This is a genomic window from Pantoea rwandensis (genome assembly GCF_002095475.1).
GTDB lineage: Bacteria > Pseudomonadota > Gammaproteobacteria > Enterobacterales > Enterobacteriaceae > Pantoea > Pantoea rwandensis.
Genome location: NZ_MLFR01000029.1, coordinates 1 through 26974, shown reverse-complemented (window position 1 = coordinate 26974; position 26974 = coordinate 1). Strand labels below are relative to the sequence as shown.

The window sequence follows — 26974 nt, the reverse complement described above, 5'->3', positions numbered from 1 at the left end:
CAGTGAACAGGATGCGAGCTATAAACAAAGCGTTTGAACACCGATCTCAATTTCAGGTGTTTGTTTTCTCTACCTTGTTACGCAAAGGACCCTTAAATGAAAATCCGCGCCACGATACTTGCTGTGGGAATCGCTTCGCTGCTGAGCGGCTGTGAAGGAATGGACAATAATGCGCTGCTGCAATCCGGCGCGCAGGCTTATCAGGCTTATACGTTAAATGATTCACAGGTAAAACAGCTGAGCGATCAGTCTTGTGCCCAAATGGATAAAGACAACCAGGTTGCACCCGCCAACAGTGAATACCAGCAGCGCCTGAACAAAATCGCGGCCGCGCTGGGCGATAACATCAACGGCGTGCCAGCCAATTACAAAGTCTATCTGACCAAAGATGTGAACGCGTGGGCGATGGCGAATGGCTGCATCCGTGTTTATAGCGGTTTGATGGATATGATGACCGACAACGAAGTAGAAGGTGTGCTGGGCCATGAGATGGGCCACGTGGCGCTCGGCCATACGCGCAAAGCGATGCAGGTTGCTTATGCCACCACGGCGGCGCGCACGGCGGCGGCATCTGTGGGTGGCGTGATTGGGCAACTTTCACAGTCACAGCTGGGTGATTTGAGTGAGAAGCTGGTAAATGCACAGTTCTCGCAGACGCAGGAATCCCAAGCGGATGACTACTCCTACGATCTGATGAAGAAACGCGGCATCAATCCGCTGGGCTTAGCCACCAGTTTCGAGAAGCTGGCCAACATGCAGCAAGGCCAAACGAGTTCAATGTTTGACTCGCATCCTGATTCCGCAGCGCGCGCGCAACACATTCGCGATCGCATTGCGGCAGACGGGAAATAACGGTTTAGATGTTGTAGGGGCGGCTTTCTGGCCGCCCCAATCCGTCACCGCTTGAACAAATCATTGACCATCGAACCCAGATCCAGCTCGTTGTTGTGCAGACTCTGCTCATCCAACTGCCCCTGTGGCGACATTTTATCAATCAGCTGTGGCAGCAGCGCCGCCAGGGTGCCAGATGCACCGTTCACATCGGTGCCTAACTTATCCGCCAGCGATTGCAACTCATCCTGCCCAAAAGCATTCTGAATCTCCCCGCCCCCGACCTGCTGATTGCCGCCAGTGCCGATCCACGATCCCAGCACTTCACCTAGCCCCCCTTGCTGAAACTTTTGCAGCAGCACTTCGATACCGCCCTGCTCCTGCACCCAGTTCCAGATCGCCTGTAACTGACCTAACTGATTGCCCTGACCGTTGCCGTTCCCCAGCGAACCGACTAATTCATCCAGAAAGCCCATGTTGACCTCCGAAGATTGTGTAACCGTGATTAACGAAGCGATTAATGACCTACGCCCCAAAGTATAGCTACACCGAGCCGATAACAGTTTGTCACCATTCAATTGTCGAAGCGTTGAGATGAGAAGCGTGATAATGCTCCAGGCAATGCAGCTCTGGTCATGCGAAATTGGGCATGGTCTACAATGATTTTTTGATTACAGGCGCAGTCAGAGAGAGTCACAGGAGCATCACACATATGCTGACCATTCTGATCATTATCGCCATTGTTATCGCCGTTGTGCTGCTGGGCGCGTATCTGGTGATACGTTCCGCTTCGCAGGACATCAACGATGATTACTAGGAACCGGGGAAGTCGAGGGCAAAGGAACGCCCCATCAGTTTTGCAGTCTGCTTTAGCATCCCACTTATTCTCCCCTTCACTCCCCTGCTTTAATGCCTTTTCTGTAGCGTAACGGCGGGATTTATCTCGCTTAAACAAGCTTTGCACGGCGCCAACCCAACACACCTCACAAATTCGCAACATAGTGATACAAACCAACGAAATACCGTCGATAACTACTTATAGATGAACAGGTATGGAGTATGAGAAAGCAGAAATGTAACGATAGCGTGGGATAACAAATAATGGCCGAGTCTGTGCGGGCTAAACGGATGATTCCGAATTCGTGAGAGCAGCAAGAATTGTGTCACAAATAAAATGTAGCGTGGTTCAAATACTCTGAGAGGAGCCACTTATGCTAACAACCATCATTATCAGCACAGTCGCTTTACTGGCTATAACCGGTTTTGTCGTGGTGCGTTCCGCTATCAACGATATCAACAACGATTATTGAGAGGTGGGCAAGATTCATACCTTGCCCACAACGGCTTAGCCTTTGTTTGCTGCCTGAACGTGCAGCATATCCAGCGCAATCGTAGCCGCTGCCAATGAAGTCAGGTCTGCGTGATCATAACCTGGTGCCACTTCAACCAGATCCATCCCGACGATGTTCATCCCCTGCAAACCACGAATCAGCTTGGTGGCTTTATCACTGGTTAAGCCGCCAATCACTGGCGTACCGGTGCCCGGCGCATGTGCTGGGTCCAGGCAGTCAATATCAAAGGTCAGATAAACCGGCAGGTCGCCCACGGTGCGCTTCACTTCAGCCAGGATGTCATCCACGCTGCGATCGTTAACCTGTGCCGCATCCAACACATTAAAACCAAGGCTCTTATCAAACTCAGTACGGATACCGATCTGCACTGAGTGGTTAGGGTCGATCAAACCTTCTTTCGGTGCGGTGAAGAACATGGTGCCGTGGTCGAAGGTTGGGCCGTTGGAGTAGGTATCGGTATGGGCATCAAAGTGTACCAGCGCCATCTTGCCGAAGTGTTTGGCGTGCGCGCGCAGCAGCGGAAGAGTGACATAGTGGTCACCACCGAAGGTCAGCATACGTTTGCCGTTTGCCAACAGCTTCTCAGCATGAGCTTGCAGCTTGTCCGAGAGGTCCTGTGAATCACCGAAGGCGTAAACCAGATCACCGCAATCCACTACGTTCAGACGCTGACGCAGATCGAAATCCCACGGCCAGCGGCAGCCTTCCCAAGCGAGGTTGGTGGAGATTTGACGAATCGCACCCGGCCCCAAACGGCTGCCAGGACGACCTGAAGTTGCGGCATCAAAAGGTACTCCGGTGATGACCCATTCTGCATCGCTGTCATAGGGCTGGAAGTTCACCGGAAAGCGCATGAAACCGAAGGCGTTAGAAACCAGGGAGTTATCGTACTGATTGCCCAGGGTGTTATACATAACTTGTCCTCTTTAGATCCGTGAGTCGGTTAGCCACTAAGGTATAGATGAAAAAAATCCCCTCCGCGTCGTTAGGCCCGACGAGGAAGGGATTTGTTGAGCGTGATTATTGCGGAGATTCCCGATAGCTGCAATGGCTCGTTTAACATCATTCCCCTACCAACATTTGTAATAATTAGTGAAATATTCCGTAAAGCAATTCATTAGCAGAATTGATTTTAGTGACAGAAAATTTCACAAAACAAAACTCCAAAAACAAATATATATCAACAATTTCAATTAGTTATATCATTAACAAGTTATTAATTCATTTAATAGGAACGACTAATTATTTTAAGGATATTAATAGACTAAAACGTTTAGGATTATTTGGACATGGTCTGTAACGTACGGCGTCAAATTAGGGAAATTCTTACAGACAAGCAGGGAACGGCAGCTCAGTTAGATGGAAATTTCTTTTAAAATCATCTAAATGACCATATTGGCGTCAACTCTTTAGCGTATTCATCAGATCGCACAGCCTGAAATTGCGTAACAAATGCTGAAATATTCAGCAGCCCCACTCGTCTGCATAACTAAAACCTCTCCCCCTACACCGCCCAAGATGTGCCCAGTGCATTGGTAGCTGTTGAGCCAAGGGCGGTAGCGTGTAAAAAATTCAACCCAATGATAATGAGTTTATGAAATGGCCCGAAGTGGATTTGAAGTCCAACAAGCAGCCGTTAAGGCCTTGTTTTTGCGTGAAATACGCACCCGATTTGGTAAGTTTCGCTTGGGTTATTTTTGGGCGATTCTTGAGCCATCTGCGCATTTACTGGTGCTGCTGGGCATATTTGGTTTCATTATGCACCGCACCATGCCGGATATCTCGTTCCCGGTATTTCTGCTGAACGGCATTATCCCGTACTTTATTTTCAGTAATATTACAAACCGCTCAGTAGGTGCGATTGAAGCTAACCAAGGGCTGTTTAATTACCGTCCAGTAAAGCCGATCGACACCATTATTGCCCGCGCAATGCTAGAAACGCTGATCTATGCCGCCGTTTATATTCTGCTGATGGTGGTTGTATGGATGGCTGGTGAATACTTTGAAGTGACCAACCTTCTGCAACTGGTGACGACATGGAGCTTACTGATTCTATTCTCTTGCGGGATTGGATTAATCTTTATGGTAGTGGGAAGAACCTTTGCCGAAACTCAAAAGTTTTTACCCATACTGCTTAAACCTCTCTATTTTATTTCCTGCATTATGTTCCCTCTGCACTCCATTCCAACAGATTACTGGCCTTATTTGTTATGGAACCCTTTGGTTCATGCAGTCGAACTCAGCCGTGAAGCGGTAATGCCGGGTTATGTGAGTGAGGGCGTGAGTCTTAGTTATCTCGCAATTTGTACATTAGTAACGGTATTTGCTGGCCTTGCGTTATATCGAAATCGCGAAGAGGCAATGCTTACCTCATGATTAAAATAGAAAATTTAACGAAATCATACCGCACGCCTCAAGGCCGCCATTATGTTTTTAAAGGCCTGAATGTTGAGATACCTAGTGGTAAAAGTGTGGCGCTTATAGGTCGTAATGGTGCTGGTAAATCAACTTTACTTCGGATGATCGGTGGAATAGACCGCCCAGATAGCGGAAGTATCACAACTGATAAAACAATCTCTTGGCCTGTAGGCCTTTCTGGTGGCTTTCAAGGTAGTTTGACAGGGCGGGAAAATGTAAAGTTCGTCGCCCGATTATATGCCAAGCAGGAAGAACTAAAAGAAAAAGTAGCATTTGTTGAAGAGTTTGCCGAACTTGGAAAATATTTTGATATGCCAATTAAAACTTACTCTTCAGGGATGAAATCTCGGTTGGGCTTTGGCCTGAGCATGGCATTTGAGTTTGACTATTATTTAGTTGATGAAGTAACCTCAGTAGGCGATTCTAGTTTTAAACAAAAATGCGCCAAATATTTCAAAGGTCTTAATAAAAAGTCCAACTTCCTAATGGTTTCACACAGTCTGAACTCACTTAAGGAATTTTGTGATTGTGCAATTTATATCGGGAAAGATAATGAAGTCAATTACTTTGAGGATATAGAGAAAGCTTTAGAAAAGCATAAAATTGAACAAGCCGCCTAAATGGATGAGATAATTTATGCCCATGTTAAAAAAAGTAAAAAAACTCATAAAAACACCATCTTTATTTTTTAAAGATTATCTCAATAAAAAATACCCCATTCATCTAAATGAAATAAAGTGCCCTCAAGAAGAGGAGCAAATAATAATCAGTTATGATGAAAAACTAGAAAGAACATTCAAAAACAATGCGCCAATTGATATTGTCTTCACCTGGGTTAATAGTGATGATTTAATTTGGACTGATAAATACAATCACTTTAAAAGAAGTGGAAATAAAGAATTAGGAAGATATGCTACTGATTCCGCTAGGTTTGAAAATCATGATGAATTATATTACTCACTTCAGAGCGTTCACAAATTTTTACCTTGGGTGAGAAATATATTTATAGTTACTGATAATCAGATACCATCATGGTTGGAAAAGTTTAAATCTAAAAAAATCATAATAATTGATCATACCGAAATCATTCCCAGCAAATTCCTACCTACATTCAACTCTCATGTTATCGAGGCCTTCTTACATAATATACCTGAAATTTCCGAGAATTTTATCTACTTCAATGATGACGTTTTTGTAGCAAGACCTTTAGAAGCAAGTCATTTTTTCAAGAATAATGGACATGCCTCACTTTTTGTGTCCTCCAAAAACCTCAGTCAAATGGTCGAAAGAGGAATATTGACTCCAACACTTTCAGCGTCATTGCTTTCATCCGCGCTCATAGAAGAGACATTTAATACCAAGCCAGATAATCCATTGGTTCATACTTATGTTCCATTACGTAAAAGTGATTACTTAGATGTTTGGAAGTTATATAAAGATGAAATTGAATCTTTTCTTGTTAATAAATTCAGAACAGATAGTGACTTAAACCTCGCAACATTTTTAGTGCCGTGGTTTAGTTATTACAAGGGTAATTCAATTCTCCAAAGAGACATTTGTTATTATTTTAACATTAGATCAAGATCAGCGAATAGTTTCTACAAGGCATTAAGAAAAGCAAAAAATGATAATCATCGCCCTCATTCATTCTGCGCAAATGACTTTAATTCCATCAACGCTCCGATTGAAAGCTATCAAGATACTCTTAAAAAAGAATTAGATAATTACTACGAGACTGAAAAATAAATGAACATAAAAAAATTGCGCAAACTCATTAGAGATCCAAAACTATTCATTTCAGACATGATGTTAAAAAGAAACAAGAGTATTGACAAGTTAAAGCCCAAAAAAATCATGGTGCATATCAATACACTGTAGTTTCTGCTGTATACAATGTAAGCAATTATCTTGATAATTATTTTGAAAGCATCACCACTCAAAGATTAGATTTTGAAAATAATATTTTTTGATTATGGTAGATGATGGTTCCGTTGATAATTCTGCAGAAATAATAAAAAGATGGCAGAAAAAATTCCCTAGAAATATAAAATATATTCTCAAAGAAAATGGTGGGCAAGCTTCAGCACGCAATGTAGGGTTGGATTATGTTAAAACAGAATGGGTAACCTTTATTGACCCTGACGACTTTATAGACATAAATTATTTTTTATCAGTTGACAAGTTTATTAGTAAAAATAATCATGGGAATTTAGATCTGGTTTCCTGCAACTTCATTTTCTACTTTGAAGACAAAGACCAAATTAAAGACTCTCATCCCCTTAAATATAGATTTTCAGGTGGTGATAAGATCATCCCCGTAAATAGCCTTGGGAAAGAAATTCAACTATCGGTAAATTCAGCAATATTTAAAAATGAAAAAATAGAAGCTAACAATATAAGATTCAATGAAAATATAAAACCAAATTTTGAAGATGCACACTTTGCTTCATCTTACCTATTACATATTCAAAAAAGTAACATAGCATTTTTAAAGTCAGCAAAATATTTATATAGAAAAAGAAGTGATGGAAGCTCAACTTTAGATAAGTCATGGGAAAAACCAGGGTTATATGATCAAGTATTAGAATTAGGTTGCCTTGATCTCCTTAAAAAATACGTAAATGAAAAAGGGAATGTGCCTGAGAACATTCAAATAACAGTTGTATATCATCTTATTTGGTACTTTAAGAAGTTGATAAACAATCAGCAAAAATTACATTTCCTGAGCTTACAACAGCAAGAACGTTTTCTTTCCCTCTTAGATGAGATTTTTACATACATTGATGAATCTGTGATTATGAGATTCAATCTTGCAGGTGCATGGTTCTATCATAAAGTAGGAATGTTAGGTGCATTTAAAGACCAAGAGCCAAATATGCAAATTGTATATGTTGAAGGCTATGATCGTATAAAAAAAATGGTCCAAATAAGGTATTTCACGCATAAGGAAGTATCTGAAGTCATCGAAATTGCTGGAAAGGAAGTTTACCCTAGCTACGAAAAAATAATAAACCACTCTTTATTATCTCGTAGTTTCGCTCAAGAGAAGCGAATTTGGGTAAAAATTGGTTGGCATGAGAAAATAAGAATAAACATCTCAGATGTTAAAACAACAATATCTCTTGCAGGAAAACAGTATAGCAATGGAATAACTGGTGAACAAATTGTACGCCACTTTGATAACTTAATACCTGATTATGTATCCAAAGCAAAAAAAACTGATGCTTGGATTTTGATGGATCGAGATTATCAAGCTGATGATAATGCTGAACACCTATATCGTTATATTAGTAAACACCACCCAAAACAAGAAATTTATTTTGCACTTAATGAGACGTCACATGACTGGGACCGTTTAAAAAAAGAGGGCTTTAATCTTTTAAACTTTGGGGGTGAAGAGCATCTATCAAAATTAAAAAGTTGTAGTAAAGTCATAAGTTCACATGTAGATTATTGTGTTGTAAACTTATTGGGGCCGCGAATGCTATCAGGCAGACACTTCATATTTCTTCAGCATGGAGTGACAAAAGATGATCTTTCAGGCTGGTTGAATCAGAAAGAGAACATTGACTGTTTTATTACTGCATCAAATGATGAATATGAATCAATCGTTTCTAATGATAGCAATTATAAGTATTCCAGTAAGGAAGTAAAAATAACGGGTTTCCCACGGCATGACTCTTTATTAAATAGTTCAGGGCACAATAAACAAATTCTAATTATGCCTACTTGGCGTGCTAGCATTGCAGGAGAAGCTAATCGTAACGGGCATGAACGTTCTAAAAATCCTGATTTCATGAATTCAAGCTTTGCTATACATTGGAACAATTTATTCAACTCTCAGGAGCTAAAACACCTATCAGAAAAGTACAATTATAAAATCGTCCTTCACCCTCACCCAAACCTTATTAATTACATTAATGAATTTGACATCCCCTCATATATTACATTAAAAAAGCCATCAGAAATTAGAATTCAAGAGCTATTTAGTGAATCATCTCTTTTGATTACGGACTACTCATCTGTAGCTTTTGAATTAGCAATTCAGGGAAAACAAACAATATATTATCAATTTGATGAGGAAGAAGTTTTTTCTGGAGCACATACCTACTCTAAGGGTTACTATGACTATAGGAAACATGGCTTCGGCCCAGTTTGTAATTATTTAGAGGATGTATTTGTTTCTCTTGAGAAACTGCTTGAAAATGATGCTATACCATCTGATGAAACTTTGAATTTAATCGAAAACACATTCCCTTACCGGGATGGTAAATCTTGCGAGCGCACTTATAATGCTATTACTGCATTAGACCAATCTAACGATGATCACATTGATATAAAAGCATTACAAAGAAGAGCAATTATTGCATCTAAAAAAGGGTATTGGGCAAGCGCTTGTGATCGGTGGGAAAAGCTATTTTCTATCGATTCATTTAAAAATGAAGCAACTAATTCAGATGTTATAAACTATGCTCAGGCGTTGCTTCAGCATGGCAAAGTGTTCCAGTCATTAAAAATGATAAAATCATTGGATATAAATACAACGCACGTCGAGAAAGCCTCCTTAGAGGATATTGAAGATAGGTTAAACTTAGCAATTGAGAGCCTAACTTTTTTTAATGAAAAAGTTAATGCAAAAAAACAATAAAGAAAAATAAAAATGACATTATTTATCATAACTTTACATGTGCTTTTAATAGAGGTGACGATTTTATTTTTACCCCCCTCAAGATACTGAAAAAATGAGTTTGAAAATTATTTGAAGTTGTGCGAAGCTTTTTCAAGAAGAGCTTGGGATGAAGTTGAGACCATATTTGAATCAGCCAATGAAAACATAAATAAAAACGTTGAAATTAAAAAAATAACAAAAATAATCACACTTTTTATCTGCAGTATAAAAAGGAAAAGCAGATTTAATTTCACATTTAAATAATAACTTCAGCAAGCAAGAAAAAGATAGCTTGTGGTGGATTCAGTCTATTTCAATTAACCACAGCTTAAATAATTTTAATTCTGTGGTTAATATGATTAGTCCACTCAATGAGTTTTTTGACTTATTTCCACCTGAACTTACTACGATTTATCTGAATTCATTAAGGCATATTAATAACCATGATCTATTTATAGAGGCTTTATCTTGCCTGAATGAAGAATCAAAAGCTGCTAGTTCAATTCGCCATGAAATTGCGGAATTCTTCTTTAAATCCGGGCAATGGGCTGAGTCTGCTGAGAATTGGTTGTTACTTTCGAACTCAGAATTTGAGTCACCATACAAATTAGCTTATTCGTACCGAATGCTAGGCATGATAGATGAAAGCTATCATATCCTCAAAGTAAATGACCAAATAGGTAAATTTGACGTAAATTACTGGCTGCTCCGTTCAGAACTTTCACAAATAACTGAAAATTGGGATGATGTCGTATTGTGTTGGAACTCAATTATTCGCTTGCACCCAACAACCGCGCCTAAAAATGCTGTAGTTCGATTGCAAAATGCACAGCTAATTAGATCTATAAATAGTCTTACTTTAAAAGAAATATAAAAATGTAGAGTTAGAACTAGGCTCCTTAAGTAGGGTACTGCCCTACTGAGGAGCCTCACACTTTTTGTAAAAATCCTTTCTCCACCTATACTAAAAAACTGTAATTTCATTACCAATTAGACATTTACCTCATCATTTACGCACCTGTTTTTTTCAAAAATATAATTACGAAATATAGAAACGATTTTACTTAACATACATAATAGACCCATTGACACAACGTTTTTTAAGGGTGGGGGAAATAAGACTTGATGGTTTAAATACCTCAGTTAAGTGCCTCATTAATCACTTAATATCTAAAACAATTACACCCTAAGGGGGCACGATGCTAACAGAGTTAAAGTCATATAAAGATGAAAGGAATAATATTATAAACTACGAGGGTAATATCATAAGTAATATGAAAATAACCTTCATAGGATCAAATAATACATTAAATGTACATAAAAACACCAAATTAAAAAACTCAACATTTACCTTTGATTGCGATAATGGCACATGCACTCTTGGGGATAATTCGTTTAACGGTATGGTAAGGGTTGGACAAGATTGTATTGTAACAATAGGGGATGGTGTAACATTCACAGGGTGGACTTATATATCTACCGCAGAAGGTTCTAAAGTTGAAATTGGTGACGACTGTATGTTCGCATCCAATATTGAAATAAGATCTGACGATGCACACCCATTCTTTGATGTAGATACTGGTAGGAGATTAAATCCTACGCAAGATATAATAATTGGTAATCATGTTTGGATTGCTGCCAAGGCTGTTATCTTAAATGGTGGTAGTATCGGTGACGGAAGTATTTTAGGTTATGGCAGTATATTGAAAAAAAAGATACCTAATAACTGTGTTGCCGTTGGATTGCCAGCCAGAGTTGTTAAAAAAAACATTGCTTGGGAGAGGCCCCACCTTAACCTAGTAAAACCTTATTACAAACCAAATTCATCGACAATAATAAAGTCCGCATACTGGAATTTGACTGATGAATCAGAACCTACTTTGAGACCAATAAGCATGCCATTTAACAAGCGCTTGTATAATGCTTTTAAAAGTTTACTTAAAGGGAAGATCTCATAACAAATAATTAACAAAAGGTGTTTTAAGATCCATTTAAAAGAGTATTTCCTGGGTGGGTATAATAAATAACCCATCCTATCCATGGAGATTACGGCCCTTATCAACTGAAAAGAACTTTTTATCCATTGCATTTTTGCATGCCCCATTCATGCTTTCAGTTGCCCACTTCATAAAACTGATTTTTTAAATCCGTTAGAGCTCTCTAAAGAAATCACATCTCAATAAACAATATAAAATCGTCTTTTTAATTCAATCCCTTATCATGTCTTTTTTAGTTATAACCGTAATCCGATTAGATGATGGTTGTTTTTTCCTGTAATCTCCATAATAAACCGCATTCACCTGTGTATTTTCCAGCAGGTACTCACGAAACTTCTTAAACAGCTTCATATCCGGTTTAAAGTCCGCCGTCCAGAACTGGTTAAGATGCCCTTGGTAGGTCAATCCCTTCATATCGTACAGCGCGTTCCCCATCACCTTTAATGGCTTGTTGTGGATCAGCGCTGAAATCCCCGCCGTACTGTTAATCGTGATTGCAGCCTTTGCATGAGTTAATAACTCAGGCATAGGTACGTCATGCACATAAATCACCCGGTTTTTTACACCGTACTCCTTGCTGAGTTTATTGATCAGTGGACCGTATAAGCGGTGTCCGCGATCCATCGGATGATGCTTAATCACCAAAAACTCATTACGCGGTGCCTTCTTCGAAAATGAGAAGATCACATCATTAATGTAGTCGCGCACATCCTCATACGGGCTATGGTTTCGTATCTGGCTGTCGTTATAGACCTGTAGAATGGCAAGGAAATAACGTTGATCCAGACTGTTCTGCAAATGCGATAACACATTGCGCTGACGCCAGCCGTACCACTGTTTGCGCCAATATGCCCTGACCCAACACTGCGCCTCGTACCATGGTGAGAATGACTTGTGATGGCGATACTCATGAAACTCATGGCGATAACGCCAGCCAACAAGGTAGTACCATGTCGCATGCCCAATACGCTTACCGGCTGAAGGCTTCAGTTTCTCAACCTGCATGGCAGGCATTTCAGGTAAGCGACGATAAAACTCAGGATCGCGTGGCAGAGATGAGAACGCATTCACCCCGCCCTCTTCTACCGTAATGAAGTGTGGGCGCAAATAGCCCTCTTCAAATGCGATAAAACGAATCCCTTTCGCTTGTGCCCAGCGCTTGGCAGCTTGATGCATCGGGCGACAGTCGCCAAAGCAAAGAATCGTATCGAACTCATATTCTTTGTGCGTATCACGCAGCCATGAAGGGAGTTCTTTTGGGGTTTTGAGATAAGGCAGATATTTACGCTGGCGACAGTAAAAACGATCCCCACCGTTAAATATTACATTAACAGCTTCGCGTTCCAGCGATTCGAGCCACTCAGCGACATCATTAAAGAAAGGTCCCATTGGCCCTTGTAGCAATAGGTATTTCTTCCCAGACAGCAACATCTTCAAAGCATTACTGTGCATCATCAACCTTCTTTTTGTTATTTTATGAGTCGGTTTTCCTAACCGAATTTAACCTTAAAAAACATCAACATCTTGCGGTAATGCCTTACCAAGTAATTTGCTTTTTTCTTATTAACAAACATCTTTCCACGCGGGGCATTAATCAGTAATTCTGTCGCCTCTTCTGCGCTTATCGCCGTGAGCCGTAATGGATGGATATAGGTGGGATAAGCAATCAATGCTTGGTACACCACATCCGCAAGCCCCAACTTGCGATTGCGACGTGCGCAGATATGCTCATCATTTGTCAGTCCCCAGCCCGCGTAAAAAGGCAGGCCGTAGCAATACACCTGCTTGCCATGTAATAGCGCTTCAAAACCTGAAAGCGAGGTCATGGTGTGGAGTTCATCTGCTATCTGGATGCATTGAATCACATCTGCATCCAGCGCCTGATAATCTGCCAGTCGGGCAACATCCTGCTCGGGAATATTCCCTTTACGGTTTCCTACCAACACATCAGGGTGCGGTTTATAGATGATAAAGGCATCAGGATTACGCTCACGCACCGTTCGCAGTAACGACAGGTTGGTATTGATGGAGAGTGTGCCAGTCTCAATAGAAGCGTCATCTTCCACTTGCCCAGGTACCAGCAAGATACGTTTACCTTCAGATCCCGCAGGCAAAGCAAAGTCGGCACCCAAGTTGTATTTACTGAGCTTACTTTCGACTAAGCGCTTGTGCAGTTTCTCTGCGCGCAGCTGTTGGGCCAAGGTTAACTCGCTGTGATTCATCATCACTTCGAGATCACTGGAGCGCCTGGCGTCGTAATAGATGCCGCGTTTATCGAGCACCAATGAGAGCGGCGGCAGTAAATCTGAACCGAGGCCGGAAGACCGCAAGAAACCATCTTCCATACGCCACAGTGGCAGTTGGCGAGTTCTGGCTTTATCTTTCCAGCGCTGTTCCCCTCTCACGCCCCATACAACACATGCGGTCGCAGCACGGCATCGACGAGAGAAGCTCAATTTGTTCGCCGTCGTATGCAAGAAGGGTTTCAGAATCGTGGATTTCCACAGCGATAATCCCGGCGCCCAAAGATGCCCACTGCGCTGTTGTTGATGACGACGCTGTAACTGCATCCAGTTCAGCACATCAAATAGCGTTGCGGCTTCACCGGTTATTGGATCAATGTAGCGGCTGTAGCGCAGGTAAGCGGCAGCAAACAGCTCTTCCAGAGTCGAGTGACCACGGCGCTGACGCAATGACTCAGCCTGCTGATGGCGATCGTCCGTTAACCCCCAACCCGCATACCAGGGCTGGCCAAAGCAGGTCACTGGTTTACCTGCCATCAAGGCTTCAAAACCATATTGTGACGTCATGACATAAACACGTGAGACATGGCGCAGCAATGACTGCGGGCTCACGTTATCTGCCATTAAGTGAATGCGATGCGTGGATTGTAACTGGTGGTAATAGCCCGCTTTTTTCCCCTCTAATACATCCGGGTGAACTTTTACCCAGATGGTGGAAGACGGGTTTTCTTTAATGGCTGCTTCCAGCATTGCGGAAAAATCCTCTGCTGCCGCATTGCCGTATGTCACTGACATATCGCCAAAGGTTTGATCTACCACCAGCACTAAATTGCTGGTCAGGCTTTCTCCCGCCAAAAACGCCGGGGCCTGATTATACTTCGACAGATCTTCAGTCACGATGGTGTGGATCGCTTCCTTCGCCTCAGCCACTAACGCCTGATTAGCAGTGCGTTCGTGAATGAGGCGCTCTAGAGCACTTGGTCGGCTGGCATCGTAATAAATGCCTTCATCATCCAACACCATTGAAAGCGGCGGCGCACCATTTACACCTAAGCCAAGCGAGCGGATAAAGCCGTCTTCCAAGCGCAGTATCGACTTACCTGCAGCCTGCGCCATTTCAACCGGTTTGCGGGCGCTGGGGCGATGTCCCCAGACCGCAACAATATCTATCTCATCAGGAATCGGACGCAGTGCAGAGAGCTTCTGGCACGGCTGTTCCAGAAACTTATCCAAATGCGGAATCCGCCAGATCCCCGAAGAGAAGATACCAATCATGTCTTAATGTCCTTAGATCGACAGAATCACTTTCGCACCCACCGCCAGCTGGTAGAGGATGGTGGAAATACCGCGCGTCACTTCGATGTTCTTCGATTCGTACTTCGGCAGAACCATCAGCTCATCGCCTGGGTTGAGGGTATCGACGTCCTCACCATTTTCGGCGGCACCGTTCTGACGAATCACCACAATCTTGGAGTTACCCGATTTCTGCGTCAGGCCACCACACTTCTCGATGTAGTCTTTCGGACTCATGCCTTTTTCCCAGCTCACCGCATTCGGGAACAGCACTTCGCCATGCACCATCACCAGCGAGGTTTTCTGCGGAATATTAATGACGTCGCCATCTTCCAGCAGAATGGAGTCGAGGTTCTTCTCGTTGAGAATGACTTCGCCTTTTGGCACCACGGTGCGCGCTTTCGCCACAAAGCGGCTAATCAGCTGTGCTTCCTGCACACGCAGGCTGGCTTCTTCTTTGGTCGAGGACTGTGCAGAGAGTGAAGCTTCTTCAAGCTTTTGCAGGGAGAGATCCAGCATCTCTTTCTGGCGCTGTGCCACAGACGGACGGTAAAGCTGGATTGCACTCATTTCCGACATGCTATTGGTACGGATCTTCGCCAACACTGCACGCATGCTTGAACCGTAAGGCAATACCATCGCGTGTTCGCCAGAATGCGCACCTTCAACACGCACCTGAATAGTGCCCGCATAGCGGTCAGTGCTGACAATCAGCGTATCGCCATCCTGCAACATACGACCTGGTGCAGAGCTGATCGGGTAGTATTCGCTACGCTTCTGCAGACCCTGCTGACGAATAATGGTGATATTGGTCGCGCCAGGTTTGGCACGTGCCCAGCTCAAGGCTTCAGTCACCGGAATGCTGCTGTCACGGAATTCGAAGTCATAGCTGTTAAACACATCGCCCTGCACGCTAAAGGTGTGCTGACGCGGCCCCACCACAATGGTGTCGCCATCGGCAAACTGAGAAAGGCCCAGCTTGCCATTAAGTAGGAAGTCATACAGGTTGATGCTGGAACGCACGCGGTTGCCACGTTTGATCACGATATCCACATAGCTGCCGCGATCGGGATCGACGCCACCCGCTTTAATCAGGTAGTTGAGCAGGGAATCGGAGGTCACGCCGCCATAGAGGCCAGGGCTGCGTACAAAACCGGTGACATACACCTTAACCGGCTGCGCTTGCAGCAGTGAGGCATAGACACTGACGTTGGCCTGATAAACCTGCTTTACCTTGGTAGTAATCAACGCGTTTAACTGGCTGTTGCTGACGCCCGCTACCTGCACAGGACCGACGTTTGGCAGGAAGATATTGCCCTTAGGGTCAACCTGTAACGCACCATCAAAGGTGAACGCGCCCCACAAACGTACCTGAATACTGTCGCCAGGATTGAGCACGTAGCCGGGGTTGAAGCCAACGGTTGCGCCACTGTCGGCGCTGGTGCCATTAAATAGCTGGGCACCAAACATGCGGCTCATAGTGACTGGTGTGGCTGGCGGTGGCGTGTTGTCGAACCCATCGCTGCTCTGAACCTGCGTTTGCTGGCCGGTCAAAAACGAAGGCAGCGGAGCCGCACCCGTCAGATTAGGATCGGCATTGATATCCACTGCCGCGCTGGCTTGCGCAGCCTGCCAGGCTGCAATCAGTAATAATGACTTCAGTAATTTCATGACGAACTCAATTAATCCCGGTGATCTTCAATAACAGCCAGCAGCAGTTTCAGGGTGCCGAACAGCAAGCAGCACACCAGCAACCAACAGGCGATCAAGTATGGATAATTAGGGAAAGTGGATTCCTGCGGCTGCTGTGGAGAACTGATCACAGACAGTGTTTTTAACTTACGTGCTGCTTCCACACGGGTTTTCTCAATCGAAGTCAGCGCCAGCTTGTACAGCTCGGTATCAAACTCTACTTTCGATTTAATTTCTTCGAAATCGACCGCCATACGGTTCAGCTTGTGACCTTGAGGTGCGGTGACTTTGCTCTTTTCGTCGTCGATCTGGGCCTGCAGTGACTTGATAGCGTTTTGGGCGCTTACCACCTGTGGCGCATCATCTCTCAGATAGGTCAGCAAATTACGCAGGTCTGCTTCCATCTGGATTTTTTGCCCAACCAAAGTGTTGATTAAGGTCGTGGCGGCCAGTGCCTGCGCTTCTGGGTCCAGCATATTGGTGCTGTTCTGATAAGAGAGCAGATCGGCCTTGCTGGCATTCAAGCGCGCACGCGCTTTCTGCATTTCTTCTTCTGCAAAAGAGAGCTGATCACGTGCAATGCGGTGAGAGAGCTCATTGATAAAACGCTCAGATTCTTTCAGTACCGCGTGGTTAAACTTCAGTGCGAATTCGGGGCTAAAGCCTTGGGTCTGGATATCCAACAGGCCGGTTTTGTCGTCGTAAGACACGCTGATACGGTCGCGGTAATACTGCAGGAAGCGTTCAGCTGTTTCTTCTTTGCCAAGATGGTTTAAAAAGTCCAGGCCACTGTGGCTAAAGGCTTCATGGAAATTCAGTTGCTTATCCAGTGCTGCCAACATGTCCGGGGAGTTAATGTACTCTTTCAAATAGAGTGCATCTTCAGCTGAGCTTGGGTTAGAAGCGCCTAAGAGCAGGCCAAAGTTTAGGCTGCTGCTGGTGAGATCGTCCGAACGTTTGATCGCGACTTTGGATTCGCTCATATAGCGCGGCTGGCTAAAGATCACGAGGTAGATCAGCAGCAGCGCCATCGGCAATAGAATGATAATTTTCGCCAGGTGTTTCTGGATTTCCGCCAGTGAAATAGCAGAAAAACGCGTACGCATCGTGGATGCGGCAGACTTCACTTTCATCAACATGTAACAGTCATCAATTATTATTGGGGTGCCAAGCACTGACTCTTGAGCTCTAACTCAAGCCCTTCACACCCACTCATTCATATTTAGCCGAAAATGTGTACAAGGCTGGTTGTTTTCGTTTAGACATTTGGTTAATCAAAAGCAAAGGCACGCCCCACTTCTGACGTCTTTCGTCTGTTTCGGTGTTTCAAAATCGTGTTGTTTTAAGATGGGGCTTAACGCTGCGCCCTGTCCGGCCAACGCTAAAGAAACTGAGAGGGTCAAACACGGCTTGCTTAAGCCGCTGTGCTGCTCCTGAGTAACAACCTGAGTCATGTCAGTTCCTTTGCATGGGGTGTTTAGCAAATGCTGTCGCCAGGCTCACAGCGCACTGGAAGCATAACGACGAATTGTATTAATTTTTCTTTTCTATCCCACCCCGTTACGCGGCGGTTTTATCACGCTGCGTGACAAGTTGAAACGCAAGCATTAGCGCCCGCTGTAGGGGTAGTGAAGTAAGCTCTTTTTATTATTTGGCACTACGGCGCTTACGGAAAAATCTTAAGTAAGCAAGGGATAAAAATTCGACACTCTATGTAACACACAGCAATATCAGGCACAAGGTTTTTAAGTATATTCTTATTGAAACCCCTACAACCGATTGACTAAATCTTAATCACCTCCGAGCACTTAATGACATTAAACACCTAATTTACGGCGATTAATCGCAAGAATAAGCCAAATTTCAAGCGTTAATCTCCTAATGACGCTAAAAATTTCTAAAGATGTCAAAAAGCTTCCAGAAAAGAAGCGATAAGCGCGATAACACAAGATTTTACTTAGCGTTATTGTCAGGATTTACCCCGTTCCTGATGGTTTGGCTCGTAAAGAGACATATGATAACGACCATCAGTGAGTGGTCTTTTCTGCCCTGTATCTACCCGCTCACCTTCAGCATCAATATTGCAGAACACATCAACCCGACTTAAGTTTATAGCGAATCCAGGGCCAAAAAAAGCCGCTGTTTATTGTATAAACAGCGGCTTACGAGCGTAAACGCAGCGGTAATTAACGTTCGCGCATCGCTTCCTTCGCTTTGTTAAACGGTTTAATCAGGTAATCCATCACCGTCTTCTCACCGGTTTTGATATCCACCGTCGAGACCATACCCGGACTGATAGCAAAGCGTTTACCGGCCTTGTTCTGCACATAGTCGTTGTCGGTACGGATAAACACGCGGTAGTAGTAAACCTCTGGTTTCACTTCATCCTGAATGGTATCAGGCGAGATGCTCTCTACCACGCCGTCCATGCCGCCATAAATGGCATAGTCATATGCAGAGATCTTCACCACCGCACGCTGGCCGGGATGGATAAAGGCAATATCGCGTGGTGACAGGCGCGCTTCGATCAGCAAGCGGTCGTTCAACGGTACGATGTTCATCAACTCCCCGTTCGGTGGAATTACCCCGCCCACCGTGGAGACCTTGATGTTTTTCACGATGCCGTTCATCGGCGAGCGAATGGTCGAACGGGTCACGGTGTCTTCGCGTCCCTTGATGGTCTGCGCCAGGCTGTCCGCTTCGGCACTGGCTTTCGCCAACTCCTCACGCGCCTGTACATAGTATTGCGAGCGCATATCCGTCAGCTTCAGTTCCAGGTCCGACTTGTCGCGCTGCAAACGCAGCACTTCAACACTACTGGCCGCGCCGGTTTTTGCCAGTCGCTGTGTAATGGCGAGTTCGCGGTTGGCTAAAGCCAGCGATTGATTGAACTGCGCGGTGGCATCAGTCAGTTGGGCGCGACGAGTCTTATACAGCCGGGTTTCAGAGGCAATCAGGTCGGGGAAGTTATTCAGCTCCGCCGGGAAGGTTAACTTCTGATCGTTCACCTCAGCATTCAGGCGCGAAGCAGCGGCCAGCGCGGCACGATAGCGCGCGGCGCTTTCACCGACGTTGGATTCAGATCGCGTGGCATCAAGACGGGCCACAATCTGCCCGGCCTTCACCTTATCCCCTTCATGCACATACAGCTCGGTCAGGATGCCGCCCTCCAGTGATTGGATCACCTGGTCACGCGAGCTAGGAATGACTTTACCCGTGCCGGTAGAAACCTCATCCAGTACGCCAAACCATGCCCATACCAGTGTCACCAGAATCAAAACCGTACTGATGGTGATCAAACGCACCGCGCCGGTGTAGTGGGTCTCTGATTTCAGTTCGCCCAGCAGGTCGTCGGAAGAGTCGACTTCAGCAGCGGTGACCAGCCGCAGCTTGCCCGGAAGTTGTTTCATCATGATTGCGCCTCCGGCTGATTGTTACCGCCAGCACGTGGCGCGGGTAACGCATTCTCTTTCGGGCTATCCATCACCAGTTGCCCATCCTTCAACACCAGCACACGATCCACCAGCGCGAGAATGGCCGCACGGTGCGTCGCCACCACCAGTGTGCGGCCGTTCAGCCATACACCCAGTCGCTCAATAAACTCTTTCTCGGTATGTTCATCGAGTGCCGCCGTCGGTTCATCCAACAGGATGATGTTCGGATCGCGCAGTAACATACGCGCCAGCAATAGCGACTGCCGTTGCCCGCCCGACAGGCCGACGCCCCCTTCCATAATCGGATGATCCAGTCCCAGCGGCAGACGACGGATGAAATCTGCACCGCCGCTCACCGTTAGCGCGCCAAAAATGGCGTCATCGGTAGCGTGCGCCGCGCCCATGGTCAGGTTTTCACGCAGCGTGCCGTGGAACAGACGCGCGTTTTGCGTCAGCAGGCCCACGTTGCGGCGCACATCCGCTAAATCAATGTGCGGCAAACTGAGGTTATCCAGACGAAGCTCACCGCCGACCAAATCCATACCACCCACCATCGCTTGCAGCAGGGTCGATTTACCCGAGCCGTTGCGTCCTAATACCGCAATGCGTTCACCCGGTTTGATGGTCAGGCTTTTGATGCGCAGTGCCACGGTAAGTGAGTCGCTGTAGTAACGGAACATCGCATCGTTGAATTGATAGTGGCCAAACAGCACCGGACAGTGGATGCGTGTTTCATCTTTGCTGTTTTCAACCGGCAGGTTCATCAACGCATCCAGACCGACTTTTGCCGCTTTCACTTGCTGCCAGCGAGCCAGCACGCCGCACAGCGTGGCCATGGGCGCAATCATGCGTGAGGAGAGCAGCGAGGCCGCGACAATCGCACCGGTAGAGATATCGCCATTGATCACCATCGGCGCACCCACCACGATCACGCTGGCATACACCAGGCCCTGTACCGTCACGCCCCAGCTGATCAGCGAATGCATCACTTTACGCATCTCAACGCCGGACTGCGCTGTGATACGAATGTAGCTGTTCCACTGTTGCAGGAAACGGTCCTCCGCCTGCATCAGCTTAATATCCTCCAGCCCCTGCACACTCTCTACCAGCACTGCGTTACGCAAAGTGGACTCTTTCATCGCCTGCTGCGCCAGCTTCGCCAGTTTTTTCTGGCTAAACAGCCCTGGCAGCACCATCAAGATCACGGCGACGGGTGCTATCCACGCCAGCTGCGGCGCAATAATCGCCATCACCAGCAGGAACAGCAGGAAGAACGGCATATCGACAATCGCGGAAACGGTGGTGGAGGTCACCATCTCGCGGATCGATTCCAGTTCACGCAGTTGTGAAATAAAGGTGCCGGTTGAACGCGGAACCGCACTGTTGCGCAGACGCAGTGCGTGACCAAACACCCGGTCAGAGACACGCATGTCCGCGCGTTTACCCAGTAAGTCGGTGACATGATCGCGCCCGACACGCAGCACGTAGGTGAACACCACGGAGATGATCACCCCAATGTAGAGCACATACAGCGTCGGGTAGGATTGCGCCGGAATCACGCGGTCATACACCTGCATCGAGAACACAATGCCGACCAGCGCCATCAGGTTGATCAGGAATGAACCCAGCATCACGTGGATGTAGGGCCGCATATCGTGCAGCACCAGCTTCATCAGCCAGTTGGGCTTCACGGTCGCCAGGTAGCGATCTACGCGGCTGTCTTTCGCCGCCGTCACCGGGCGCAGTGCCGCGACAAAGCGGATTTCCGGCAGCAGCGTTTCCAGCGCCACAGGGGCCGGTTGTTCATCACCGGCGAAGTGGACGCGTACCTCATCATCACCATCAAAACTGGTGATCACCCCAACCTGCCCATCCGTTAGCTCCACCGCCAGCGGCAGACGCCAACTGGTGATTTCCCACTTATTTTCATCGTACAGTTGCAGTGACAAACCCGCCTGGCGAGCCAGATGGCGTAGCGCTTTATCGCGCGTCTGTTTGCCCTGCCACTCTGCGGCCGCCATGATCATGCCCGGCGAGCAGGGTAAGCGATAGTGGGTCGCAATCAGGATGATTGCCGTGGCCCAGCCGTTTAGCGGAACACTGCCACCCGCGGCGCTATTGCTATCACCGTTGGGGGCATCAGGAATTTGCAATACTGTCATGGCTGGATCTCCACATTCTGGATCCGCTGATTATTCAACGCGAATGCCGACCGCACGTTCCCGGTGCTGTATAAGCAATCGAGCTGCAGTGAGCGTAATTGACTGATGGTTTGCTGAAGCGTAAAGCGGGTCTGGAACACTTCCTGCTCGGCGTTGAGCACATCCAGCAGCGGACGGGTGCCGAGTTGCAAATATTGGTCTTGGTACAACTGCTGAGTTTTCTCACCCAGCGTTTGCTGTCTGCCCATAATCGCCAAGCTTTGCGACAGGCTCAGTGCCTGATTCTGCGATTCGCTCAACTGTTGTCGGGCTTTGAGTCGCGCAGAATTCACCGCCGCATTCGCCGCCTGCAACGCATTGGCCGCTGCGTCACGCGCCGCGGTAATCCCCCCGCCCTGATAAATCGGCATTTCGACTTTCACGAATGCCTGATACTGGGTGCGGTCTAAGGTTTCACTGCCGGAGTAGTGGTCGTTGAGGTAATGGGTGACCTGCGGCTCCAGTGAAATGGTCGGCAAATTCTGCGCATTGGCGTTATCCAATTTGGCTTGTGCCTGGTTGGCTTGCGCCCAAGCGGCGAGCACGGAGGGATTGAGTTTGTCATCCGCTTTCCCCACCGCGCAGGAGCGCGTCAGGTTCACCGGGAAGTCATCGCTGACTTTCTTCACCAGCGGCCAGCCAAGATAGGTCGCCAGCGTGGCTCGCCAGCGATCAAGGTTGGCTTGGTATTGAATTAAGGTGGTGCGCGCACCTTCGATACGCGCATCGGTTTGGGTGGCATCGGAAAGCGAGGCAGCCCCTTCGTCATTACGCTGACGCGCCAGATCGCCAATTTTACTCAGCGCATCCAGCTGCTGCTGGGCGATTTTCACCAGCTGCTGATAACCCTGTACTTCTACCAGTGCAGAAGCGGTGTCATGTGCCACGGTGTCGATACTGACCAGCACATTGGCTTGCTCCTGTGCGACGCCCGCCTCAGCGGAGCGCACCGAACTGCTGACTTTACCGAAGTCATACAGCATCTGCGAAACCGATAGAACAAACGAGGGACTGAAGCCTTTTTCGGTGTAAGCATTGGTGTAGCCGTTGTTCATACCCCCACTGATTTGTGGATAGTATTTCGACTTTGCCACATCCACCTGGTTGGCCTGCTCCAGCATTTTCCCTACCGCCTCGGCGATGTCTGGGTGCCAGTGGATGGCCCGTTGTACGGCCTGATTGATGGTTAAAGAATCCGGCACATGAGCCAATGCCGGTTCGGCGACTTCGCCAGTAAGAGAAGGCAGTTCCTGCTGCTGTTGCGCCAGGCCTGCTGAGGTAATTCTGCCTGCCGACGTGAGCGCATCACTGACAGCCATGGTGTAAGAACTGTGAAAAAACGCGATGCCAGCACATAAAACGCTGAGCTTAGTAAAACGGCGAGTTGTCGTGCCTGATTGCATCAGATCCATCTTTAATCCACCAGTCAAAATAGAGAAAGGGGCGCATCCCTGCGCCCATACTGCTTCCCTGCTTCCTATACCGGCCTTAATTAGACCGTGGTGTTTTGGTGCGGTTGTTGCAGCAGCTCCTCCAGTGACACGTTCACGCCTTCCAGCGTAACCAGTTGAGTACTGCTGTAAGCCGTACCGGTACCATCACGGTCAATCGAGAGCACGGTATTGCCATCTGAAGTATGATCCACTTTCACGAAATCATTAATATTACTTGTGGAATCATTCCAACCAATTAGCAAGTTACTGACGTCAATTTTGTCGCCTTGCGCAACATTAAAGTCGGTCCAGGTATCATGCCCGTTGCCGCCTGTGGCATCCGCGTTCGCCAGCAAGTGATAAACAAGTGTGTCTGCGCCAGCACCGGTGGTAATGGTGTCGTCGTAGGCACTGCTGGTTAACGAGTCAGCCGCTGCGGTACCAGTAATGGTCGGATGCAGGTCAATGGTGAACGTGTTGGTGGTGATGGTGCCGTTGGTACCCGCCAGGCTATAGGTGAACACCTCTTTATGCGTGATGGATTGAGCATCCAGTCCCGCCGTCAGTGAGTAGGTGTAAGTACCATTCGCCGCGATACTCAACGTACCGTAGTCGCCCGTAATCAGAGTAGAACCGGTGCTGCTCACGGTAGTGGTATCACCGTGTTCATTAGTAATACTCAAGGTTCCGGTATGAGTGGTAGAGGAGTCAGCGTAAATGCTACCGCTGGCGTCATGCTCTGCCGTGGTGGCCGCAAACAGACTGTTGGTTGCCACCAAGCTGGTCGCCACGCCATTGTGCAGCGTCACGGTTAACGTCGAAGACGTTGCTGTGCCGTAGGCATCAGTCACCGTATACGTGAAGGTGTCGGTTGATGGCAATGTCGCCACATCCAGACCCGCTTTCAGCGTATAGGTGTAGTTACCGTGGGAGTCGATCACCAGGGTGCCGTAGGTCGTGTTGATGGTGGTATTAGTGGTACCGCTCACCGCCGAACCCGATACCGCCGTCACCGCCGTACCTGCTGGAACCGTATGCGAAATCGAGCTGCTATCGTTGGTCAGCAGGTTACCGGTTACCGTTGCCGCTACGGTGGCGACATAGGATGTGACATCCGATGTCGTACCGACAGTGGTGGAAGGTAACAGGCCGAGACTAATTGCACCGGATGCGCCCAACACAATCGCATAGTTCCCACTGGTCAGGCCGGTATAGGTCACTGCCGACCCTGTTTTCGAACCGATATACAGGAACATGCTGATGTAGTTAGCCACGGTGTAGTTGGTCTGCTGCACCCATTGTCCGTTGACCTGCTCATACAGATACAACGTGTAGTTGGTACTCAGTGCCACCAAGCTTGCAGCCGAAGCCTGTACTGTCAGCGTCCTTGTATCACCGGTACCCACTGAGAACATGAAGGCGTTGCCGCTGTTCAATACGCTCAGATTAACCACACCCAACAGTGAGGTGGTCAGCAGGGCTGCGTTGGTCACACTGGCATTCGCATTGACGTGCGAGCCAGCACCGGTAGAGAAGTCCACCTCTGCTGCGTCCGGGGTCGCCACAATGTTAATGGCACCGACCAGCGATGTCGTTGGTGAAACGTTACCGGCGCTATCTGTCAGAGAAACCGACAGGTTGGCGCCCGTGGTCTGTGCAGTGGTCAGCGAGACAGAGAAAGTACCGTTCGCCGCAACTGTGCCGCTACCAATGGCATTCCCCCCCGAATCACGGACGGTAACCGTTGTACCCACCTCACCACTCCCGGTGACAGTCGTACCGGCGCTGTTAATCGCCAGACCGGTTGCCGCCGTTGGCGCCACGGTATCAACAATCACCGTTGCCGTAGTGGTGCCACTGACGTTGCCGGCAGTATCTGTCACCGTCACGTTAATCGGATGGCTACCGTTGATCAGTACAGCGGTGGTGAAGCTCCAGGCGCCGGTTGTGGCGCTCGCCACCACGGAACCCAGTAACGTTGCACCGTCGTAGATAGTGACGACAGCACCGCGTTCCGCCACACCGCTGAGGACTGGCGTGGTATCGCGGGTTGAGCCGCCATTCGCAACCGTACCCGTTGGTGCCACCGAGTCATTGGTGATCACCAGCGTCGTGTTGGTTGGTGCCACGGTATCGACCGTTAACGTGACCGAAGCGTTTGGACTCACGTTGCCTGCTGCATCGGTCTGCGTCGCGGTCAGCGTATGCGTCGCATTCGTCAGCGTTGGCGTAATGAAGGTCCACTGGCCGTTACTGCCTACGGTGGTGGTGCCCAATACGGCGGCGCCATCGTACACGGTGACTTTGGCACCCGCTTCACCGGTACCACTCAACAGCGGTGTGCTGTCGTTGGTGGTGCCGTTGTTGGCAATCGCCACTGCCGTGCTGCCGTTGTTGTTGCTGGCAGCAATGGTCAACGCCGCTGGTGCGGTGGTGTCGATAATCACAGAAGCCGAAGTGGTGCCGCTGACGTTACCCGCTATATCGGTGACGGTGACAGTGATTGGATGCGTGCCTTGCAGCAGAGCAACCGTGGTGTATGTCCAGGTGCCGTTGGCTTGCACAATCGCGGTTCCCAACAGCCCACCGTTGTCATAAATGCTGACACGACTGCCTGCCTCTGCAGCGCTGACCGTACCGCTCAGCGTTGGCGTGGTGTCGTTGGTGGAACCGCCGTTAGCCACTACGGTGTTAGTCACATCGTTGGTGATCACCAGCGTTGAGGCCACTGGGGCCACGGTATCCACCACCACCGTGTAGGTGCCAGAGGCTGGGCTAATGTTGCCCGCAGCATCTTTCACCGTCACGCTCAGTGGATGGCTGCCGTTGGTCAATGCTGCGGTCTGGAAGCTCCACGCACCCGTACCACTGGCGGTAGTGGAACCCAACACCGTACTGCCGTCGTAGACCGTCACAATCGCGTTGGCTTCCGCCGAACCGCTCAACACTGGCGTGTTGTCGTTGGTGGAACCGCCGTTGGCGACCGTCACGTTTGGTGTGACGTCGTTGTTAGTGACCGTCAGAGCGGTAGCAATCGCTGGTGTACCGGTATCGATGGTCAAAGCAATAGTGGATGCCGCTCCCACGTTACCCGCCGCATCTGTCGCCGTGACACTAAAGGTGTGTGCGCCGTCAGCCAACGTACCCAGCGTAATGCTCCAGGTCCCGCCTGCCGAAGCCGTCACCGAACCAATCGCCACGCCGTTTTCACGGATGATGACCAGGCTACCTGCCTCAGCGTTACCACTCAGCGCTGGGGTGTTGTCGTTGGTGGAACCGCCGTTGGCAATCGCCACCGCCGTGCTGCCGTTGTTGTTGGCTGCCGCGACTGTCAGACCGGTTGGTGCTGTGGTGTCGATAATCACACTGGCTGTGGTTGAACCGCTGACGTTACCTGCTGCGTCAGTGACT

The 26974-nt window shown here is 47.5% G+C and carries 17 protein-coding genes; 7 read left to right on the top strand and 10 right to left on the bottom strand.

Annotated features, from left to right (window positions below):
* Window positions 1-96 precede the first annotated feature (96 nt).
* A complete protein-coding gene (gene loiP / locus HA51_RS21475) occupies window positions 97-852 on the top strand; it encodes a metalloprotease LoiP (RefSeq protein WP_084936593.1) in 756 nt (251 codons plus the stop codon).
* A 44-nt stretch (window positions 853-896) separates the two neighbouring features.
* Here loiP and HA51_RS21470 read toward each other — a convergent pair whose 3' ends face one another.
* Together HA51_RS21470 and speB are read right to left on the bottom strand one after the other, a co-directional pair.
* Window positions 897-1307: a YidB family protein gene (locus HA51_RS21470; RefSeq protein ID WP_084936592.1), complete on the bottom strand. Its 411-nt coding sequence runs from the start codon at window positions 1305-1307 to the stop codon at window positions 897-899.
* Between the two features lie 869 nt (window positions 1308-2176).
* The gene (gene speB / locus HA51_RS21465) at window positions 2177-3097 is read right to left on the bottom strand and encodes an agmatinase (RefSeq protein WP_084936591.1); all 921 of its coding nucleotides are present in this window, start codon (window positions 3095-3097) and stop codon (window positions 2177-2179) included.
* A 685-nt stretch (window positions 3098-3782) separates the two neighbouring features.
* On the opposite strand from speB, the gene HA51_RS21460 reads away from it, so the two are divergent.
* The 6 genes from HA51_RS21460 to HA51_RS21440 all read left to right on the top strand — a co-directional run bounded on the left by HA51_RS21460 (window position 3783) and on the right by HA51_RS21440 (window position 11228).
* Window positions 3783-4559, top strand: coding sequence for an ABC transporter permease (locus HA51_RS21460; RefSeq protein ID WP_084936590.1), 777 nt, complete (start codon window positions 3783-3785; stop codon window positions 4557-4559).
* Window positions 4556-5221 carry an ABC transporter ATP-binding protein gene (locus HA51_RS21455; protein WP_084936589.1) on the top strand — a complete coding sequence of 222 codons (666 nt, stop codon included), beginning with the start codon at window positions 4556-4558 and terminating at the stop codon, window positions 5219-5221. The genes HA51_RS21460 and HA51_RS21455 overlap by 4 nt, the downstream gene beginning before the upstream one ends.
* 16 nt (window positions 5222-5237) lie before the next feature.
* Window positions 5238-6347 carry a stealth family protein gene (locus tag HA51_RS21450; protein ID WP_245840247.1) on the top strand — a complete coding sequence of 370 codons (1110 nt, stop codon included), beginning with the start codon at window positions 5238-5240 and terminating at the stop codon, window positions 6345-6347.
* Window positions 6348-6573: 226 nt separating this feature from the next.
* Window positions 6574-9249 (top strand): bifunctional glycosyltransferase/CDP-glycerol:glycerophosphate glycerophosphotransferase, encoded by a 2676-nt coding sequence (locus tag HA51_RS21445; RefSeq protein WP_245840249.1) that lies wholly within the window; start codon window positions 6574-6576, stop codon window positions 9247-9249.
* 313 nt (window positions 9250-9562) lie between these two features.
* Entirely contained in the window at window positions 9563-10144 is a 582-nt protein-coding gene (locus HA51_RS27010) for a tetratricopeptide repeat protein (protein WP_139810716.1), read from the top strand.
* Window positions 10145-10469: 325 nt separating this feature from the next.
* Complete coding sequence (locus tag HA51_RS21440; RefSeq protein ID WP_084936588.1) at window positions 10470-11228, top strand: acyltransferase; 759 nt, start codon at window positions 10470-10472, stop codon at window positions 11226-11228.
* A 249-nt stretch (window positions 11229-11477) separates the two neighbouring features.
* On the opposite strand, the gene HA51_RS21435 is transcribed toward HA51_RS21440, so the two are convergent.
* The 8 genes from HA51_RS21435 to HA51_RS21395 all read right to left on the bottom strand — a co-directional run.
* Window positions 11478-12719: a capsule biosynthesis protein gene (locus HA51_RS21435; RefSeq protein ID WP_084936648.1), complete on the bottom strand. Its 1242-nt coding sequence runs from the start codon at window positions 12717-12719 to the stop codon at window positions 11478-11480.
* Window positions 12720-12757: 38 nt separating this feature from the next.
* Entirely contained in the window at window positions 12758-14785 is a 2028-nt protein-coding gene (locus HA51_RS21430; protein ID WP_084936587.1) for a capsular polysaccharide biosynthesis protein, read from the bottom strand.
* 12 nt (window positions 14786-14797) lie between these two features.
* Window positions 14798-16474 carry a polysaccharide biosynthesis/export family protein gene (locus tag HA51_RS21425; protein WP_084936586.1) on the bottom strand — a complete coding sequence of 559 codons (1677 nt, stop codon included), beginning with the start codon at window positions 16472-16474 and terminating at the stop codon, window positions 14798-14800.
* An 11-nt stretch (window positions 16475-16485) separates the two neighbouring features.
* Window positions 16486-17634 (bottom strand): capsule biosynthesis protein, encoded by a 1149-nt coding sequence (locus HA51_RS21420; protein WP_084936585.1) that lies wholly within the window; start codon window positions 17632-17634, stop codon window positions 16486-16488.
* A 1047-nt stretch (window positions 17635-18681) separates the two neighbouring features.
* Window positions 18682-19905, bottom strand: a complete 1224-nt coding sequence (locus HA51_RS21410; RefSeq protein ID WP_425435780.1) for an HlyD family type I secretion periplasmic adaptor subunit — start codon at window positions 19903-19905, stop codon at window positions 18682-18684.
* The gene (locus HA51_RS21405; protein WP_084936582.1) at window positions 19905-22091 is read right to left on the bottom strand and encodes a type I secretion system permease/ATPase; all 2187 of its coding nucleotides are present in this window, start codon (window positions 22089-22091) and stop codon (window positions 19905-19907) included. Before HA51_RS21405 ends, HA51_RS21410 begins: the two co-directional genes overlap by 1 nt.
* A complete protein-coding gene (locus tag HA51_RS21400) occupies window positions 22088-23542 on the bottom strand; it encodes a TolC family outer membrane protein (protein WP_084936581.1) in 1455 nt (484 codons plus the stop codon). The genes HA51_RS21405 and HA51_RS21400 overlap by 4 nt, the downstream gene beginning before the upstream one ends.
* 80 nt (window positions 23543-23622) lie before the next feature.
* A partial coding sequence (locus HA51_RS21395) for an Ig-like domain-containing protein (protein WP_139810715.1) occupies window positions 23623-26974 on the bottom strand: 3352 nt, incomplete at its 5' end.

What these genes read in the sequence shown, in the direction of transcription:
- loiP (WP_084936593.1), top strand. Translation starts at nt 97, where the DNA reads ATGAAAATCCGCGCCACGATACTTGCTGTGGGAATCGCTTCGCTGCTG.
- HA51_RS21470 (WP_084936592.1), bottom strand. Translation starts at nt 1,307, where the DNA reads ATGGGCTTTCTGGATGAATTAGTCGGTTCGCTGGGGAACGGCAACGGT.
- speB (WP_084936591.1), bottom strand. Translation starts at nt 3,097, where the DNA reads ATGTATAACACCCTGGGCAATCAGTACGATAACTCCCTGGTTTCTAAC.
- HA51_RS21460 (WP_084936590.1), top strand. Translation starts at nt 3,783, where the DNA reads ATGGCCCGAAGTGGATTTGAAGTCCAACAAGCAGCCGTTAAGGCCTTG.
- HA51_RS21455 (WP_084936589.1), top strand. Translation starts at nt 4,556, where the DNA reads ATGATTAAAATAGAAAATTTAACGAAATCATACCGCACGCCTCAAGGC.
- HA51_RS21450 (WP_245840247.1), top strand. Translation starts at nt 5,238, where the DNA reads ATGCCCATGTTAAAAAAAGTAAAAAAACTCATAAAAACACCATCTTTA.
- HA51_RS21445 (WP_245840249.1), top strand. Translation starts at nt 6,574, where the DNA reads ATGGTAGATGATGGTTCCGTTGATAATTCTGCAGAAATAATAAAAAGA.
- HA51_RS21440 (WP_084936588.1), top strand. Translation starts at nt 10,470, where the DNA reads ATGCTAACAGAGTTAAAGTCATATAAAGATGAAAGGAATAATATTATA.
- HA51_RS21435 (WP_084936648.1), bottom strand. Translation starts at nt 12,719, where the DNA reads ATGCACAGTAATGCTTTGAAGATGTTGCTGTCTGGGAAGAAATACCTA.
- HA51_RS21430 (WP_084936587.1), bottom strand. Translation starts at nt 14,785, where the DNA reads ATGATTGGTATCTTCTCTTCGGGGATCTGGCGGATTCCGCATTTGGAT.
- HA51_RS21425 (WP_084936586.1), bottom strand. Translation starts at nt 16,474, where the DNA reads ATGAAATTACTGAAGTCATTATTACTGATTGCAGCCTGGCAGGCTGCG.
- HA51_RS21420 (WP_084936585.1), bottom strand. Translation starts at nt 17,634, where the DNA reads ATGTTGATGAAAGTGAAGTCTGCCGCATCCACGATGCGTACGCGTTTT.
- HA51_RS21410 (WP_425435780.1), bottom strand. Translation starts at nt 19,905, where the DNA reads ATGAAACAACTTCCGGGCAAGCTGCGGCTGGTCACCGCTGCTGAAGTC.
- HA51_RS21405 (WP_084936582.1), bottom strand. Translation starts at nt 22,091, where the DNA reads ATGACAGTATTGCAAATTCCTGATGCCCCCAACGGTGATAGCAATAGC.
- HA51_RS21400 (WP_084936581.1), bottom strand. Translation starts at nt 23,542, where the DNA reads ATGGATCTGATGCAATCAGGCACGACAACTCGCCGTTTTACTAAGCTC.